The following is a 16,160-nucleotide window of genomic DNA, read 5'->3' on the forward strand; positions in this document are numbered from 1 at the left end:
ACCCAACAAAAGCGTGGCGAACGTGACGATGCGAGACGTGGCCAAGGCCGCGGGCGTCTCGGTCGCGACCGTGTCCCACGTCGTCAACAACAAGCCCGGGGCGCGCATCGGAGACGAGGCCAGACGCAGGGTGCAGGACGCGGTCGCGGCACTGGGCTACCGGCCGAACGCCCTGGCCAAGACCTTGTCGCGAGGAGGGTCGCGATTCATCGGCCTGGTCGCCGACGCGATCGCGACCACCCCGTTCGCAGGCCAGATCATCCACGGTGCGCAGGACGAGGCCTGGGCGCACGGATATGTCCTTCTCGTCGCCAACACCGACGGCAACGAGGCAGCAGAGAACGAGGCCATCGCGATGATGCTCGAGCATCAGGTGCAGGGCATCCTCTACTCGAGCTGGTACCACCGCGAGATCGTCGTTCCCGAGATGCTGCATCAGACCGATACGGTCCTCGTGGACTGCTTCGCCGAGGGCAGCGGTCTTCCCGCCGTCGTGCCGGACGAGGAGCAGGGCGGGAGGACGGCGACCGAAGAGCTCCTGGCTGCCGGCCACCGCCGAATCGCGTTCATCAACACGACGACACCGTCGCCGGCCCAGAGCGGTCGTCTGGCCGGCTACCGGGCTGCCCTGGAGGCAGCAGGTGTCGACTTCGACGACTCCCTCGTGTTCCCGGCCGAACCTGCCCAGGAAGGCGGGTACGCCACCGCGCCGCGAATCGTGGAGTCGGAGGTGACGGCCGTGTTCTGCCACAACGACCGCGTGGCGATGGGTCTCTATGACGGGCTGCGCGAGCTCGGGCTGAGCATCCCGACCGACGTCGCGGTCATGGGGTTCGACAACCAGGACGTGATCGCCGCGCACCTGCGTCCGCCGCTGTCGACGGTGGCGCTTCCGCACTACGAACTCGGTGCGGCCGGCGTACGAACGCTTCTCGGCATCGAGTCGTCCACCGACGAGCAGCTGATCCGCGTCGCATGCCCATCCGTCCCACGACATTCGATCTGAGGAACGCGCAGTGTCCAACCCCGTTGTCGTGCCCAGGCCCACCTTCCACTTCGCACCGCAGCGCAACTGGATGAACGACCCCAACGGTCTCGTCCACGACCGCGGCCGCTGGCACCTCTTCTACCAGTTCAACCCCGAGGGATCCGACTGGGGAAACATGAGCTGGGGCCACGCGACCAGCACCGACCTGCAGCATTGGACCGAGCACCCGGTCGCGCTGCGGTTCCGTGACAGCGAACAGATCTTCTCCGGATCGATCGTCTCCACCTCCACCGAGGATGGAACCTCACTGACGGCGTACTACACGAGCGCCTACGCCAACGGTCATCAGGCGCAATCGCGCGCCATCAGCAGGGACGGCGGCTTCACCTGGGAGCTCGACGTCGACAACCCGGTGCTCGACCGCGGCACGAGCGCGTTCCGAGATCCCAAGGTCATTCGCTACACCGACGAGGCGGGCCGCCTTCGGTGGGTCCTGCTCGCGGTCGAGGCGGAGGACCGACAGGTGCACCTCTACACCTCGGACGACCTGCGCTCGTGGGAGCACGCGAGCGTCTTCGGACCGCTGGGCCCGACCGGGGTCGTGTGGGAGTGTCCGGATCTCGTCCCGCTGCCGCTCGACGGCGATCCCGATGACCTTCGCTGGGTGCTGATCCTCAGCACCAATCCGATCGGCGACGCCCCGGATCCGGAGGGCTCCTCGATGAGCTATGTCGTCGGTCGCTTCGACGGATCCACGTTCACGGCAGACTCTCCCGAGCTCGTCCGCCTGGACGACGGCCGCGACTTCTACGCAGGAGTCACCTTCGACAGCGCGCCGCAGGGAGCCGCGGTCATGCTCGGCTGGATGAGCAACTGGCGGTATGCGGGAGCATTTCCCTCGTCGCCGTGGAGGGGCGCCATGTCGTTGCCACGACAGCTCGCCCTGCGCACCGTCGAGAGGACACCGCGCGTCATCCAGAAGCCGCCCGCCTTCCTCCTCGAACGGCTCGCTCGAGCGGCACCGGCGACGGTGTCGGTCGGCGCCCAGCCTGTCGAGCTCTCGCTCAGCGGCCACAGCGTGCTGGCGCTCACCTGGGATCCGACCGCCACAGGCTCCGTCGGTCTGCGACTGCGTGGTGACGCGGATGCCTGGGTCGAGCTGGAGCACTCCGCGCGGACCATCCGCGTCACCCGTGGCGGTCCCGCGGCCGACGCGGTGCATCCGGACTTTCCCTCGACCAGCATCACCGATCTCGAGGGCGGGCGGCGGGGCCAACTGCTCGTCAGCCTCGACGGACCCCTCCTCGAGGTCTTCGCGAACGATGGCGAGGCAACGATCTCGCACCTCGTCACGCTCGGTCCCGGACCCATCAGCGTGACCATCGACACCGAGATCGGCGGGCCGATCGCGTACACCGCCGTCGACATCGAAGACGAGAAGTCGGGGCGGCACCTCGCCCCGACGCCGATCCACGCTGATGCGCCGGGCGCATCGGTCTGAGCCGAACCCGAGTCGAAACCTGAGTCGAAGGAGTCATCATGCCCCACCCCATCTCACGACGGACCATGCTGCAGGGCGCCGGAGTCGGGTCGCTCGCGTTCTTCGCGGTCCACGCCACTCCAGTCGCCGCCCATGCCATCACGGGCCCCGCCGCCCAGACATCGCTTCGGGCGATCTACCACATGACCCCGCCCTCGGGCTGGCTCTGCGACCCGCAGCGTCCGGTCACCACCCGCGGCGCCTACCAGCTCTACTACCTCCACTCCGACCAGAACAACGGCCCCGGTGGCTGGGACCACGCGACGACGACCGACGCCGTCTCGTTCACCCACCACGGAACCGTGATGCCCCTGAGGCCCGACTTCCCCGTGTGGTCCGGATCGGCAGTCGTCGACACCGCGAACACCGCCGGATACGGCGCCGGAGCCGTCATCGCGCTCGCCACCCAGCCGACCGACGGCATCCGCAAGTACCAGGAGCAGTACCTCTACTGGTCGACCGACGGCGGCTTCACCTTCACCCCTCGGTCCGAGCCGGTGATCGTCAACACCGACGGCCGCACCGCGACAACGCCCGCCGAGATCGAGAACGCCGAATGGTTCCGGGACCCGAAGATCCACTGGGACGCGGCCCGCGGCGAATGGGTCTGCGTGATCGGGCGAGCGCGGTACGCGGCCTTCTACACCTCCACGAACCTGATCGACTGGCAGCTCAAGCGCAACTTCGACTACCCCAACCACGCGCTCGGCGGCATCGAGTGCCCCGACCTGTTCGAGATGACCGCGAACGACGGCACCCGGCACTGGGTGCTCGGCGCCAGCATGGACGCCTACGGCATCGGGCTTCCGATGACGTACGCGTACTGGATGGGCACGTGGAACGGCGAGGAGTTCATCGCCCACGACCTCACCCCACAGTGGCTCGACTGGGGCTGGGACTGGTACGCCGCCGTCACCTGGCCCTCGATGGACACGCCGGAGACCAAACGTCTCGCCATCGCCTGGATGAACAACTGGAAGTACGCCGCCCGAGACGTACCGACGGATGCCTCCGACGGCTACAACGGACAGAACTCGATCGTGCGAGAGCTACGCCTCGAGCGCCAGTCCGGCGGTTGGTACTCCCTGCTCAGCAGCCCCGTCAGCAAGCTCTCGGACTACGTGGCAGCGACCACCACGCTGCCCGACCAGACGGCCAACGGCAGCCTCGTCCTCCCCTGGACCGGACGGGCGTACGAGCTCGAGCTCGACATCTCCTGGGACGCCGCCACCAACGTCGGCGTCTCCGTCGGACGCTCGGCCGACGGCTCACGGCACACGAACATCGGCAAGTACGGAGCCGAGCTCTACGTCGACCGAGCCCCGTCCGACCTTGCCGGGTACTCCCTGGCTCCCTACACACGTGCCGCCGCACCCATCGACGCCGCCGCACGCTCCGTGCACCTGCGGATCTTCGTCGACACCCAGAGCGTCGAGGTGTTCGTCAACTCCGGCCATACCGTGCTCTCCCAGCAAGTGCACTTCACCGAGGGCGACACCGGCATCTCGCTCTACACCGATGGCGGACCGGCGAGCTTCACCGGCATCACCATCCGCGAGCTCCGAAGCATCGGCTAGCTCGGACCGACCAGCCGGGTCCTGCAGGGAACCGCCGCAGGCACCTAGGACTCTTTCCGCCTCCGCCCGAAGGGAGCCGGACGGAGGCGGAAAGAGGGGGTCTCATGCCTTCACGAAACCCAGGAGTGCCTCATTGACCTCGGCGGCGTGGGTCCACAGCAGACCGTGGGGAGCGCCTTCGATCTCGACGTACTCAGCCTCGGGGAGCGCCTCGTGGAAGGGCCGCCCGGTGGCGTCGATGGGCAGGATGTTGTCGCTGGTCCCGTGCAGGATCAGGACCGGCTTGCCGGCGGCGCGCACGGCGACGACGTCCTCACGGAAGTCCTCGATCCAGGTCGGCACCACCGAGTAGGCAGCCACCGGTGCGCTGCGGGTGGCGGTGTTCCAGCTGGCCGTGACCGCCTCCTGGCTGATCCGTGAGCCCAGCGTCTCGTCGAGGTTGTAGAAGTCGCTGAAGAACTGCGTGTACCAGGCGTACCGGTCGGCGCGGGCCGCCTTGGCGATGTCGTCGAAGACGGACTGAGGCACTCCGGTCGGGTTGTCGTCGGCCGCCAGGAGGAACGGCTCCAGGGAGGCGAGGAACGCCAGCTTCGCGACACGCTCGTGACCGTGGTTGCTCACGTAGCGTGCCAGCTCACCCGTGCCCATGGAGAAGCCGACCAGAATGACGTCACGCAGGTCCAGGGTCTCGAGGAGTGCGTTCAGATCTGCCGCGAAGGTGTCGTAGTCATAGCCGGTGCCGACCTTGCTCGACTGCCCGAACCCGCGCCGGTCGTAGGTGATGACGCGGTAGCCGGCCGCGATCAGCTCGCGCGACTGGAGCTCCCAGCTGTTGCCGTCCAGCGGATAGCCGTGGATGAGGACGACCGGCTGCCCGGTGCCGTGGTCCTCGTAGTAGATCTCGGTGGTGGTGCTGTTCTCGGTGCCCACGTTGATGTAGCCCATGATCCTCTTCCTTTGGATTCGCCCCCGGAGAACGATCGTTCTCCGCCTTGTTTGCTAGCATAGAGAATGATCGTTCTCCGCGCAAGTGCCGCGGATCCGGACAGAGGAAGAGGGCAGATGATCGACGATACGAGCGCACGGGAGCAGGTCGTCCGAGCCGCGGACGAGCTGTTCTACGCACGGGGCGTGCAGGCGGTCGGCATGGACGCGGTCCGGACTGCGGCAGGCGTATCGCTGAAACGGATCTACGCACTGTTCGCCTCCAAGGACGACCTGATCGTCGCCGTCCTACGACATCGCACCCAGATCTGGGATGCCGGCCTCGCGTCAGCCACCGAGCGCGCCACGACGGCGCGCGAGCGGATACTCGCGATCTTCGACTTCCTCGACTCCTGGTTCCGGCAGCCCGACTTCCGTGGCTGTGCCTTCATCAACACCAACGGAGAGCTGGGCGGCAGCTCGGAGGCCGTGGCTGATGCCGTACGCGAGCAGAAGGCCGCGTTCCAGGCCTACGTCGCCCGCCTGGTCGAGGAGCTGGGAGGTCCGCCCGGCCTCGCACCGCAGCTCGCGATCCTGGCCGAGGGTGCCCAGACCACAGCTGCCATCGCAGGAACGCCCGACGCCGCCGAACATGCCCGCGCCGCCGCCGAGACACTGCTCGATGCGGCGGCACGCCTGCAAACCGTGGGCGGTTCGCACTGAGGAGATGCCGCAGGTGATCCCGCAGCACTGACTGCCCTCAGTCTTCGAGTGGCCCCAGGGAGGGCCCGGCGACGAACCGGGCCGTCGGCTCGGGGAGCACGTCCAGCTCCAGTACGACCAGCTCGTTGCGGCCGGGCCGCAGCACCGGGCCCGGCACGAAGAGGGTGCGTTGCGGCCCGCGCCGCCAGTAGCGGCCCAGGCAGAAGCCGTTGATCCAGGCGATGCCCTTGCCCCAGGCGGTGGTGTCGAGGAAGAGGTCGACGTGGGGCTCGGCCGAGAAGGGTGCGCGCCACGCGGTGGGCCCGACGCCGGAGCCGCGGTCTTCGGGTGAGTCGGTCTCCCACAGGCGTGGCACCCGGTCGAGGTCGACGGCTAGGACCTCCCAGCCCATGAGCGGCACCCCGTCGAGCAGAGTCGGCCCGACCAGGCCCTTCTGCTCACCGATGCGGGCGCCGTAGTTGACCCGGCCCTGGTCCTCGACGACTAGCTCCAGTACGCCGCGCCCACGCGGTAGCGCGATCGCCCGCTCGCCGTGCTCCCGCTCGAGGATGCCGACCGGAGCGCCGTCGAGGAAGACGGCGGCCCGGTCACGGACCTCGCCGAGGGTGAGAACGCCCGGGCGGTCGCCCGGCAGCTCGGTCCGGTAGACGGCCAGACGCGTGTCTGTCTCCAGCTCATCCAGCATCGGCAGCGGCTCCCACCTGCTCCAGGAGCCCCACGCCGCCGGGTCGTCGAGCAGCCGGACCGGCTCACCCAAGGCCACCGTCTGCTCGGGGGCGGGACCGGCGGCGCCGGGGGTCTCGGTCGGCACCGGGGCGTAGCGGGCGATGACGTCGCGGAACGCGAAGTACTTCGCGGTCGGGTTCCCGGCCTCGTCCAAGGGAGCGTCGTAGTCGTACGAGGTCACCGTCGGCCGGTAGATCCCCTTGTCGTTGGCCCCGCTGGTCAGGCCGAAGTTCGTGCCGCCGTGGAACATGTAGACGTTGACCGAGGCTCCTGCGGCGAGAAGGGCATCGAGCTCCTCGGCGGCCTGATCGACGGCGGTGGTGTGGTGCCGGCCTCCCCAGTGGTCGAACCAGCCGTCCCAGAACTCCATGCACATCAGCGGCCCGGTCGGCTGGTGGTCGCGAAGGGTGCGCAAGCGGTTCACGCTGTCCGAGCCGAAGGAGCTGGTACGCAGCACCCCGTCGACTCCGCCGGCGGCGAGCATGGCATCGACGGGCTGGTCCACCGTGACCAGCGGCACCGTGATGCCGGCGCCACGGGTCATCTCCACGAGTGCCTGCAGGTAGCTCTGGTCGTCGCCGTACGCGCCGTACTCGTTCTCCACCTGGACCAGCAGCACGGGTCCGCCCTGGTCGACCTGGTGCGGGTGCACGAGCGCCAGGACCTGGTGGAGGTACTTCTCGACCTCGTCGAGGAAGCGCGGCTCGTGGCGGCGGATCCCGACGCCCGGCTCCCGGAACAGCCAGGGCGGCAGCCCGCCGTTGTCCCACTCCGCGCAGATGAACGGCCCGGGACGCACGATCGCGTACAGGCCGGCCTCGCCCACCAGACGCAGGAACCGCGGCAGGTCGAGGATGCCGTCCGTGTCGAAGACCCCCGAGCGGGGGCTGTGGGCGTTCCACGGCACGTACGTCTCGATGGTGTTGAGGCCCATCAGCCTGGCCTTCTCGATCCGGTCCGCCCAGTGATCGGGGTGAACCCGGAAGTAGTGCAGCGCGCCGGAGAGGATCCGGAACGGCTCACCGTCGAGGAGGAAGTCGGTCTCGCCGATCGTGAACTCGGGCATGCCTACCTCTCGCGAGGGACCGACGGCCGCCGCTCCGCGAGTGCGGCGGCCGTCTGTCCGTCAGTCGTGGGTCAGTTGACGCTGAAGCCCTGCTCGTCGCCGTACTTCACGAGCGCTTCCTGCCAGGCCCCCAAGCCCTCATCGAGGGCGGAGTGGGTCTGGTAGGACTTGCCGACGGTGTCGCCGTAGATCGTGTCCGCGTACAGCTGGTAGGGCAGGTACTGCCAGCCCTCGGCCACCTGGGTGGCCGCGTCGGTGAGCACCTGGTTGACCTGCTGGCCGCCGAAGTAGTCGCTCTTCTTGTCGACGAACGCGGGGTCCTGCAGGTCAGCGACCGTCGCCGGGAAGCCACCGCTCTCCAAGAACGGCTCGACTCCCTCGTCGTGGTTGAGCCAGCGCACGAACGCCGCGGCCAGCGCGGGGTTCTTGCTCTGCTCCAGCACGGACTGGGTGCTGCCGCCGTTCTCGGCGGTCACCGGCTGCCCGTCGTACGTCGGCATCGGTGCGACCCGCCACTTACCCGCACCGTCGGGCACGGACTGCTCGAACACGCCAGGCGCCCAGGCACCGAGGCCGATGGACGCGATGGTCCCGTCGCCCAGCGCCTTGTACCACTCCTCGGTCCAGCCGGGGATGGTGCAGACCAGCTCGTCCTCGACGAGCTGGTTCCACACGCCCGTCCACTTCCGCGTGCCCTCGTCCTGCAGATCGATCGTGACGTTCTCGCCGTCGGCCTCGAACGGCGTGCCACCGGCCTGCCAGATCATGCTGGTGGTGAAGCCGGCGTCACCGCTGTCGTTGGTGATGCACTGTGACGGGTCCGCCTTCTTGATGGTCCGGGCCGCCTCGACGTACTCGTCCCAGGTGGTCGGCACCTCGAGCTTGTGCTCGTCGAAGACCTGCTGGTTGTAGAAGAGCGCCATCGGGCCGGAGTCCTGCGGCAGCCCGTAGAGGCCCTCGCCGGCCTGCACCGAGGCCCAGGTCGAGGGCGTGTAGTCCGACTCGAACTCGTCGAAGCCGTACTGGCTCAGGTCGACCAGGTCCCCGGGCAGCGCGAACTGCGGCAGCGCCTTGTACTCGACCTGCGCAACGTCGGGGCCGCCGGAGCCGGCCTTGATCGCGTTCTGCAGCTTCGTGTAGTGGTCGTTGCCGGTGCCGGCGTTGACCAGCTTCACGTCGACGTTCGGGTACTGGTCCTCGAACGCCGCGACCTGGGCCTCGGCGGACGGGGTCCACGTCCAGTAGGTGATGGTGCCCCCTTCCTCGAGGGCGGCGTCGAGGTCTGCGGCCGTGCCGCCGCCTCCACTGCCGCCCCCGTCGTCCGAGCCGCAGCCGGCGAGCACGGAGGCGGCTGTGAGGGCTGCCGCGATGAGGGCGATCCGGCGGGATCTGCGCCCATTGATGATCAACATGGCGTTCCTTTCATTTCACTGTTTGACGCTTCCCGCGCTCAAGCCGGACTGCCAGAACCGCTGGAGGAGGAGGAAGGCGATGACGAGCGGGGCGATGGTCAGCAGGGAGCCGGTGACCACCAGGTTGTAGACGGGCTGCGCGTTCGCGCCCGTCGCCTGAGCGCTCCACTGGGTGAGGCCCACGGTGAGCGGATAGAGCTTCGGCTCGCTCAGCATGATCAGTGGCAGGAAGTAGTTGTTCCACGTCGAGACGACGGCGAACAGCAGCACCGTGACGATGCCGGGAGCGAGCAGGCGCAGAGCGACCGTGAAGAAGATCCGAATCTCGCCGGCACCGTCGATACGCGCCGCCTCGAGCAGCTCATCCGGTACGGCGTCCGCGGCATAGACCCACATCAGGTACAGACCGAACGGGCTGATCAACGAGGGGATGATGATCGCCCACACCGTGTTGGTGAGGCCCATGTTCGAGAACATCAGGAACGTCGGTACGGCCAGCGCGGTCCCGGGCACGGCCACCGCGCCGATGATGACGGCGAAGACCGCCCGCCGTCCGGGGAAGCGGTACTTGGCCAGGCCGTAGCCGGCCGCGGTGGCCAGCAGGGTCGCGCCGCCGGCACCCACCACGACGTAGAGAAGGGTGTTCGCCAGCCAGCGCAGGAAGATGCCGTCGCGGTAGGTCAGCGTGTCGCGGACGTTGCTGAAGAACGCGAACTCGTCGCCGACCCACAGCCCCGGGCTCGAGAACAGATCCGCCTGTGTCTTGGTGGCACTCAGGATCAGCCACGCCAGCGGCACCAGCGTATAGACGAGGAACAGCGCCATCAGCGCGGTCAGCAGCGGCGACCGTCGCGGCGCCAGCGGCGACGTGCTCACCCGGCCCATCACTTCATCGCCTCTCGTGAGCCGCGGAGCTGGACGGCGTACGCGATCACCGCGGTCAGCAGGCCCATCACGATCGCGACCGTCGCCGAGTAGTTGTACTGCTGCCCGCCGAAGGACAGGTTGTAGGCGTAGAGGTTCGGCGTGTAGTAGGTCGTGATGATGTTGGGTTCCAGCGTCCGCAGGATGTTCGGCTCGTTGAAGAGCTGGAAGGTCCCGATGATGGAGAAGATCGTGGCGATCAGGATGGCCCCGCGCAGTGCCGGGATCTTGATCGAGAGCACGGTGCGCAGCGCCCCGGCGCCGTCGAGCGCGGCGGCCTCGTAGATCTCGCCGGGCACCGTGCGCAAGGCGGAGTAGAAGATCAGCATGTTGTAGCCCACGAACTCCCAGGTCACGATGTTGGCGATCGAGGCAAGCATCCAGTTGTTGCTGAGCGGCGCGATCGAGGTGCCGAACAGGTCGTTGAGGTCGGCGGCCAGCCCGAAGTTGGTGCCGTACATGAAGCCCCACATCAGGACGGCCACGACGCCGGGCACGGCGTAGGGCAGGAAGATGAAGAGCCGGAAGAAGCTCGTGCCGTAGAGCCGGGCGCTGTCGATGGCCAGCGCGGCCACCAGGGCGAGGCCGAGCATGATCGGCACCTGTACGACGAGGAACAACAGGACCCGCAACGAGCCGTCCCAGAACTTGTCGTCGGTGAACACGTCGACGTAGTTGTCCAGGCCGACGAACTGCGTGGTGCCGAAGAACGCCTGCGCACGGAAGAGGCTGAGGTAGGCGGCGTAGCCGATCGGCGCCAGGAAGGTCAGCGCGAAGACCGCCAGGAACGGGCCGACGAAGATCCAGCCCTTCGTGTCGCTGCGGGACCACCGGCGACCGGGCACGGGCGGTCGCCCACCACCGCGGGTCTCCCGGATGCTCTCCACTTGAGTCACGCCCTGGGACACGGTCCACCTCCTTTCACCGCCTTTCCGATGGCGGCCTGTTAACGTCAACAGGTACAGTGACGTACGACACATGTTGACGTCAACAGGTTGGCGGAAGGATTATTCGGCCCATGGCGACAGACAGCACGGCCTCGGGGCCAGTGACACGGCGGGGGGCCTCTCAGGCCGACGTTGCCCGGATCGCTGGGGTATCGGGACAGACGGTCTCGCGGGTCGCGAACGGCGCCCGCTATGTCGACGCGGCCACCCGGGAGCGGGTGCTGTCCGCGATGCGCGAGGTCGGGTACCGGCCCAACCGGGCCGCCCGGGCGCTGCGAAGCGGACGGTTCCAGAGCATCGGCGTGATCGCGTTCGAGCTCTCCAGCGTCGGCACCACCCACACGCTCGACGCGATCGCGGCCGCCGCCACCCAGACCGGGTACGCCATCAACCTGCTGCCGGTGCTGGACGCCACCCAGGACGCCGTTCGAGCGGCGTTCGACCAGCTCGGCGAGCAGGCGGTGGACGGCATCATCATCCTGGTCGAGACGCACCGGCTCGACGGCGTCGCCGTACCGGAGGGGCTGCCGGTGGTCGTGGTCGACTCCAGCGCGGAGTACGACTACCCGATCGTCGACAACGACCAGGCCCTCGGAGCACGGTTGGCCACCGAGCACCTGCTCGACCTCGGTCACGAGACCGTCTGGCACGTCGCCGGGCCCGAGCTGTCCTACTCCGCGCGGCGCCGCCGGACGTCGTGGCAGGAGACGCTCGAGGCCCACGGCCGAACGGTGCCACCGGTGCTGCCGGGCGACTGGTCGACCGGAGCCGGCTACGAGGCCGGCCTCCGGCTGGCCGACAACGAGGAGGTGACCGCGGTGTTCACCGCGAACGACCAGATGGCCCTGGGACTCCTGAGAGCCCTGCACGAGCGCGGTCGCCGGGTCCCCGACGACGTCAGCGTCGTCGGCTTCGACGACATGGAGGAGGCGGCGTACTTCTGGCCGCCGCTGACCACCGTCCATCAGTCGTTCGACGAGGTCGGCCGGGGCGCGGTCGATGCCCTGATCCGGGAGATCCAGTCCGGCGAGCACGAGCACCAGGAGGCCCTGGTGCGGCCCCGGCTGGTGGTCCGGGCCAGCACCGCCGCGCCCCGCAGGACGACCGCATGAGCCGGCGCCTCCACCGGTGGGTGCGATGGCCCGAGTCGCTCACGGTCGAGAACGTTCACGGACCGCTCGGCTTCGGGGCCGACTACAACCCCGACCAGTGGGAACGGGAGGTGTGGGACGAGGACGTCCGGCTGATGCGTCAGGCCGGGGTGAACATCGTCTCCCTCGGGATCTTCTCCTGGGCCCGCCTGCAGCCGACCGCGGACACCTGGGACTTCGCGTGGCTCGACGAGGTGATGGACCTCCTGCACGCCCACGGCATCGCCGTCGACCTCGCCACCGCGACCGCCTCGCCGCCGCCCTGGTTGAGCACCGGGCACCCGGAGATCCTTCCTGTCACCCGCACCGGCGAGACCATGTGGCCGGGCGCCCGGCAGCACTGGCGACCGACGTCACCGGTGTTCCGGCAGCATGCCCTGGCGGTCGTCGAGAAGATGGCGAGCCGGTACGCCCAGCACCCGGCGCTCGCCGCCTGGCACATCTCCAACGAGCTCGGTTGCCACAACCTCTACGACTACTCCGACGACGCCGCGGCGGCGTTCCGCACCTGGCTGTCGCAGAGGTACGGCGACCTCGACGGCCTCAACCGCGCCTGGGGCACCGCGTTCTGGTCGCAGCGCTACAGCGACTGGAGCCAGGTGCTGCCGCCGCGGCTGGCGCCCACCATTCCCAACCCGACGCACCAGCTCGACTTCAAGAGATTCTCCTCCGACGCCCTCAAGGACTACCTGCGCGCCGAGCGGGAGGTCCTCGACCGGCTGACCCCCGACGTGCCGGTGACCACCAACTTCATGGTGATGGACCACTTCAACGGCATCGACTACGCCGACTGGGCGGCCGAGGTCGACTTCGTCTCCAACGACCACTACGTGCTCGTGGACGACCGCGCCCGCGACGAGCTGTCGTTCTCGGCCAACCTGACCGGCGGCATCGCCGGCGGTGAGCCGTGGTTCCTGATGGAGCACTCGACCAGCGCGGTCAACTGGCGCGCGATCAACCCGCCCAAGGCGGAGGGTGCGCTGGTGCGGGACTCGCTCACCCACGTGGCACACGGTGCGGACGCCGTCTGCTTCTTCCAGTGGCGGCAGTCCCTGGCCGGCGCGGAGAAGTACCACTCGGCGATGGTGCCCCACGCCGGCGAGGACAGCGACGTCTATCGGACGGTGGTCCGACTGGGCGGACACCTCGAGCGGCTCGCCTCCGTCGTCGGGACGCGGCGCCAGCAGGCACGTGCCGCGATCCTCTTCGACATCGAATCGTCGTGGACCCTCGATCTGGAGGCCAACCCGAGCTCCGCGGTGAGCCATCGGGCGGAGGCGCTGGACTGGTACGTCGCGTTCCTCGCGCTCGGTGTCCGGGCTGACGTCCTGCCCGTCGGCGCAGCGCTCGACGGGTACGACGTGGTGGTGGCGCCGGTGCTGCACGTGATGCCGGCCGCGACGGCCGACCTGCTGAGGAAGTTCGTCGACCGCGGCGGCCACCTGGTCACGACGTACTTCTCCGGCGTCGTGGACGAGAACAACCACGTGTGGCCGGGCGGCTACCCGGGTGCGCTGCGGGACCTGCTCGGCATCCGCATCGAGGAGTTCGGGCCGCTCCTGGACGAGAGCGAGGTCGTTCTCGACGACGGCAGTACCGGGACACGGTGGACCGACCGGATCACCACGACGACTCCCGGCACACAGGTCCTCGCGTCGTACAAGACCGGCCTGCAGGCGGGCCGTCCGGCGGTGACCCGGCGGGCCCTGGCGCACGGTTCGGCCACGTACGTCTCCACCCGGTTGGGTGCGGATGGTCTCGAGCCGCTGCTGGCCCGACTGCTCGAGGCCGCCGGGGTGGACAGCGAGCTGCCCGCGGGGCTTCGCGGCAGGGTGGAGCTCGCCATCCGCACAGACGGCGAGAAGGAGTACTGGTTCCTGGTCAACCGGACCGACGACGTGGTCGACCTCGGCGAGCTGGACGAGCTGGGCGGCCTCGGCGAGCCGATGTTCTCCTCGGGTGCCGATCGCGGCGTCGCCGAGCTGGCGGGCTCCGGGGTGGCCGTGTTCACCCGCACCGCCCGATGACCGGCGAGCGCGCCCGCGGCGCGCACCTCCGGCGCGGCGACACCAGCCTGGTCGTCCGGCTGGACTCCACCGAGCTCCCGTGCATCCTCCACTGGGGACCGGATCTCGGCGAGACCGCGGTCGAGCACCTTCCCGACCTTCTCCGCTCGCTGGAGATGCCGAGCCTCGACGGGGCGATCTACCAGCATTCGTGGGCATCGGTGCTGCCGCAGCAGACCAGTGGCTGGGTGGGTCGTCCGGGTCTGCTGGGCAGCCGCGCCGGCCAGGCCTGGGCGCTCACCTTCGACTCGGTGGACCACACGGTCACCGAGTCGACCGACTGCACCCGGCTCATCAGCGTCGCGCTGGACAGGCCGGCCGGGGTGGAGGTGACCACCGAGATCGAGCTGTTCGGGAACGGTCTGTTGCGCCTCCGTGCCTGCGTGCGGAACCTGGGGGCGACGCCGTACGAGGTGACGCTGCTCGAGCCGGCTCTGCCGGTGCCGGCCGAGGCCGACGAGCTCCTCGACATGGCGGGGCGGCACGCCCACGAGCGCACCCCGCAGCGCCACGCGTTCACCCAGGGACAGCACGTCCGCGAGGCCTGGGGCGGTCGTCCCGGCCACGACTCGGCCACCGTGCTGTGTGCCGGCCGGTCCGGGTTCGGTTTCCGTGCCGGTCGGGTGTGGGGTGTTCACCTCGGCTGGAGCGGCAACCAGGTGCTCTGCGCCGAGAACTCCTTCACCGGCTGGAAGCTGCTGCGCGGAGGCGAGCTGCTCATGCCGGGCGAGATGGTGCTGGGCCAGGACGAGACCTATGCCTCGCCCTGGCTCTACGCCTCCTGGGGCGAGGGGCTCGATGCCTTCTCCGGCCGCTTCCACGAGCACCTGAGGGCGCGGGACGTGCACCCACGGCGCGCGCGACCCGTACTCCTCAACACCTGGGAGGCGGTCTACTTCGGCATGGACCCGCAGAAGCTCGTCGAGCTCGCCGAGCGTGCTGCCGACCTCGGCGTCGAGCGGTACGTCCTCGACGACGGCTGGTTCAAGGGGCGGCGCGACGCCACGAGCTCCCTGGGTGACTGGGTCGTGGACGAGGACGTGTTCCCCGACGGGCTCACCCCGCTGGTCAAGACCGTGCGCAGCCTGGGCATGGAGTTCGGGCTGTGGTTCGAGCCCGAGATGGTCAGCCTCGACTCCGACGTGGCCCGGGAGCATCCCGAGTGGATCCTCGGCACCCACGCCGGTCCCGGCATCAGTTCGCGCAACCAGCACGTCCTCGACCTCGCCAACCCGGACGCCTGGGACCACGTGTTCGGTCAGATCTCGGCGCTGGTGGACCGCTACGACATCGCCTACATCAAGTGGGACCACAACCGTGCCCTGACCGGCGCGGGCCGCGGCCGGGACCACAGGCCTGCGGTCCACCTGCAGACACTCGCGGCCTATCGCCTGATGGACGCGCTCCGTGCCAGGCACCCCGGGCTCGAGATCGAGTCCTGCTGCGGGGGCGGCGGGCGCCTCGACCTGGGAGTCCTCGAGCGGACCGACCGGGCCTGGGTCTCCGACTGCATCGACGCACACGAGGGGCACCGCCTGGTCCGGTGGACCGGGCTGACCCTCCCGCCCGAACTGATGGGCACCCACGTGGGATCGAGCACCGACCACACCACCGGACGCCAGCACACCCTGCGCTTCCGTGCCGGCACCGCCATGTGGGGACACCTCGGCATCGAGTGGGACCTCACCGCCATGACGGACGAGGAGCGCGAGGAGCTCCGGGCCTGGATCGCGCTGCACAAGCGGTTCCGTGGCCTGCTCCACTCCGGCCGCGTCGTGCGGGCGGACACCGTGCCCGACGGCCTGCAGTTGGACGGCGTGGTCGCCCCTGACGGGCGCGAGGCGCTGTTCCGTCTCTCGGCGCTCGACCTCACCCTGGGCCAGCCGGCCGGCCGCGTTCGGTTCCCCGGCCTGGCCCCGGAGACGGCGTACCGAGTGACGCCGGTGCCTCTTGCGGTGTCGCCCACGGACCGCCCGCGACCCGCGTGGTACGACGGCGGCGCGGTGATGAGCGGCCGGCTGCTCGACGAGGTCGGCGTGGTCGCGCCTCTGTTGGGGGCCGACGACCTGGTCATCGTGCACCTGGTCGCGGAGGTGGCGTCGTGACCGTCACCGCC

At 69.2% G+C, this 16,160-nt stretch carries 12 protein-coding genes; 7 read left to right on the forward strand and 5 right to left on the reverse strand.

Translation table 11 applies throughout. The features are described from left to right. Positions 1–28 precede the first annotated feature (28 nt). Genes ACIO3S_RS02570 through ACIO3S_RS02580 form a run of 3 tightly spaced genes read left to right on the forward strand, consistent with a single transcriptional unit; the run spans position 29 to position 4,105 of the window. Positions 29–1,006: a LacI family DNA-binding transcriptional regulator gene (locus tag ACIO3S_RS02570; RefSeq protein ID WP_400461052.1), complete on the forward strand. Its 978-nt coding sequence runs from the start codon at positions 29–31 to the stop codon at positions 1,004–1,006. Between the two features lie 10 nt (positions 1,007–1,016). Further along, on the forward strand, positions 1,017–2,489 hold the full coding sequence (locus ACIO3S_RS02575; protein ID WP_400459039.1) for a glycoside hydrolase family 32 protein: 1,473 nt from the start codon (positions 1,017–1,019) through the stop codon (positions 2,487–2,489). Between the two features lie 38 nt (positions 2,490–2,527). Then, positions 2,528–4,105, forward strand: coding sequence for a glycoside hydrolase family 32 protein (locus ACIO3S_RS02580; RefSeq protein ID WP_400459041.1), 1,578 nt, complete (start codon positions 2,528–2,530; stop codon positions 4,103–4,105). Between the two features lie 102 nt (positions 4,106–4,207). On the opposite strand, the gene ACIO3S_RS02585 is transcribed toward ACIO3S_RS02580, so the two are convergent. Beyond that, a complete protein-coding gene (locus ACIO3S_RS02585) occupies positions 4,208–5,050 on the reverse strand; it encodes an alpha/beta fold hydrolase (protein WP_400459043.1) in 843 nt (280 codons plus the stop codon). A gap of 117 nt (positions 5,051–5,167) precedes the next feature. Between ACIO3S_RS02585 and ACIO3S_RS02590 the strand changes: the two genes are divergently transcribed. After that, positions 5,168–5,752 carry a TetR/AcrR family transcriptional regulator gene (locus tag ACIO3S_RS02590; RefSeq protein WP_400459046.1) on the forward strand — a complete coding sequence of 195 codons (585 nt, stop codon included), beginning with the start codon at positions 5,168–5,170 and terminating at the stop codon, positions 5,750–5,752. A 37-nt stretch (positions 5,753–5,789) separates the two neighbouring features. Here ACIO3S_RS02590 and ACIO3S_RS02595 read toward each other — a convergent pair whose 3' ends face one another. From ACIO3S_RS02595 to ACIO3S_RS02610, 4 genes are all read right to left on the reverse strand, one after another. Continuing rightward, entirely contained in the window at positions 5,790–7,544 is a 1,755-nt protein-coding gene (locus ACIO3S_RS02595; protein WP_400459048.1) for a beta-galactosidase family protein, read from the reverse strand. Between the two features lie 71 nt (positions 7,545–7,615). After that, positions 7,616–8,956 carry an ABC transporter substrate-binding protein gene (locus tag ACIO3S_RS02600; RefSeq protein ID WP_400459051.1) on the reverse strand — a complete coding sequence of 447 codons (1,341 nt, stop codon included), beginning with the start codon at positions 8,954–8,956 and terminating at the stop codon, positions 7,616–7,618. A 15-nt stretch (positions 8,957–8,971) separates the two neighbouring features. Beyond that, positions 8,972–9,841, reverse strand: a complete 870-nt coding sequence (locus tag ACIO3S_RS02605; protein ID WP_400459054.1) for a carbohydrate ABC transporter permease — start codon at positions 9,839–9,841, stop codon at positions 8,972–8,974. Continuing rightward, on the reverse strand, positions 9,841–10,788 hold the full coding sequence (locus tag ACIO3S_RS02610) for a carbohydrate ABC transporter permease (RefSeq protein WP_400459056.1): 948 nt from the start codon (positions 10,786–10,788) through the stop codon (positions 9,841–9,843). The genes ACIO3S_RS02605 and ACIO3S_RS02610 overlap by 1 nt, the downstream gene beginning before the upstream one ends. A 110-nt stretch (positions 10,789–10,898) precedes the next feature. Here ACIO3S_RS02610 and ACIO3S_RS02615 point away from each other — a divergent pair, with 110 nt between their 5' ends. From ACIO3S_RS02615 to ACIO3S_RS02625, 3 genes are read left to right on the forward strand one after another with little or no spacing between them, the layout of a single operon-like run. Beyond that, a complete protein-coding gene (locus ACIO3S_RS02615) occupies positions 10,899–11,939 on the forward strand; it encodes a LacI family DNA-binding transcriptional regulator (protein WP_400459059.1) in 1,041 nt (346 codons plus the stop codon). Continuing rightward, the gene (locus ACIO3S_RS02620; protein WP_400459062.1) at positions 11,936–14,005 is read left to right on the forward strand and encodes a beta-galactosidase; all 2,070 of its coding nucleotides are present in this window, start codon (positions 11,936–11,938) and stop codon (positions 14,003–14,005) included. Before ACIO3S_RS02615 ends, ACIO3S_RS02620 begins: the two co-directional genes overlap by 4 nt. Next, on the forward strand, positions 14,002–16,149 hold the full coding sequence (locus ACIO3S_RS02625; RefSeq protein ID WP_400459065.1) for an alpha-galactosidase: 2,148 nt from the start codon (positions 14,002–14,004) through the stop codon (positions 16,147–16,149). Before ACIO3S_RS02620 ends, ACIO3S_RS02625 begins: the two co-directional genes overlap by 4 nt. Positions 16,150–16,160 lie beyond the last annotated feature (11 nt).

Source organism: Nocardioides sp. NPDC087217, from assembly GCF_044744805.1.
Lineage (GTDB): Bacteria > Actinomycetota > Actinomycetes > Propionibacteriales > Nocardioidaceae > Nocardioides.

Excerpts from the sequence above, each read along its gene's own strand:
- ACIO3S_RS02600 (WP_400459051.1), bottom strand. The coding sequence starts at position 8,956 with ATGTTGATCATCAATGGGCGCAGATCCCGCCGGATCGCCCTCATCGCG.
- ACIO3S_RS02570 (WP_400461052.1), top strand. The coding sequence starts at position 29 with ATGCGAGACGTGGCCAAGGCCGCGGGCGTCTCGGTCGCGACCGTGTCC.
- ACIO3S_RS02605 (WP_400459054.1), bottom strand. The coding sequence starts at position 9,841 with ATGGGCCGGGTGAGCACGTCGCCGCTGGCGCCGCGACGGTCGCCGCTG.
- ACIO3S_RS02595 (WP_400459048.1), bottom strand. The coding sequence starts at position 7,544 with ATGCCCGAGTTCACGATCGGCGAGACCGACTTCCTCCTCGACGGTGAG.
- ACIO3S_RS02585 (WP_400459043.1), bottom strand. The coding sequence starts at position 5,050 with ATGGGCTACATCAACGTGGGCACCGAGAACAGCACCACCACCGAGATC.
- ACIO3S_RS02625 (WP_400459065.1), top strand. The coding sequence starts at position 14,002 with ATGACCGGCGAGCGCGCCCGCGGCGCGCACCTCCGGCGCGGCGACACC.
- ACIO3S_RS02590 (WP_400459046.1), top strand. The coding sequence starts at position 5,168 with ATGATCGACGATACGAGCGCACGGGAGCAGGTCGTCCGAGCCGCGGAC.
- ACIO3S_RS02580 (WP_400459041.1), top strand. The coding sequence starts at position 2,528 with ATGCCCCACCCCATCTCACGACGGACCATGCTGCAGGGCGCCGGAGTC.
- ACIO3S_RS02620 (WP_400459062.1), top strand. The coding sequence starts at position 11,936 with ATGAGCCGGCGCCTCCACCGGTGGGTGCGATGGCCCGAGTCGCTCACG.
- ACIO3S_RS02615 (WP_400459059.1), top strand. The coding sequence starts at position 10,899 with ATGGCGACAGACAGCACGGCCTCGGGGCCAGTGACACGGCGGGGGGCC.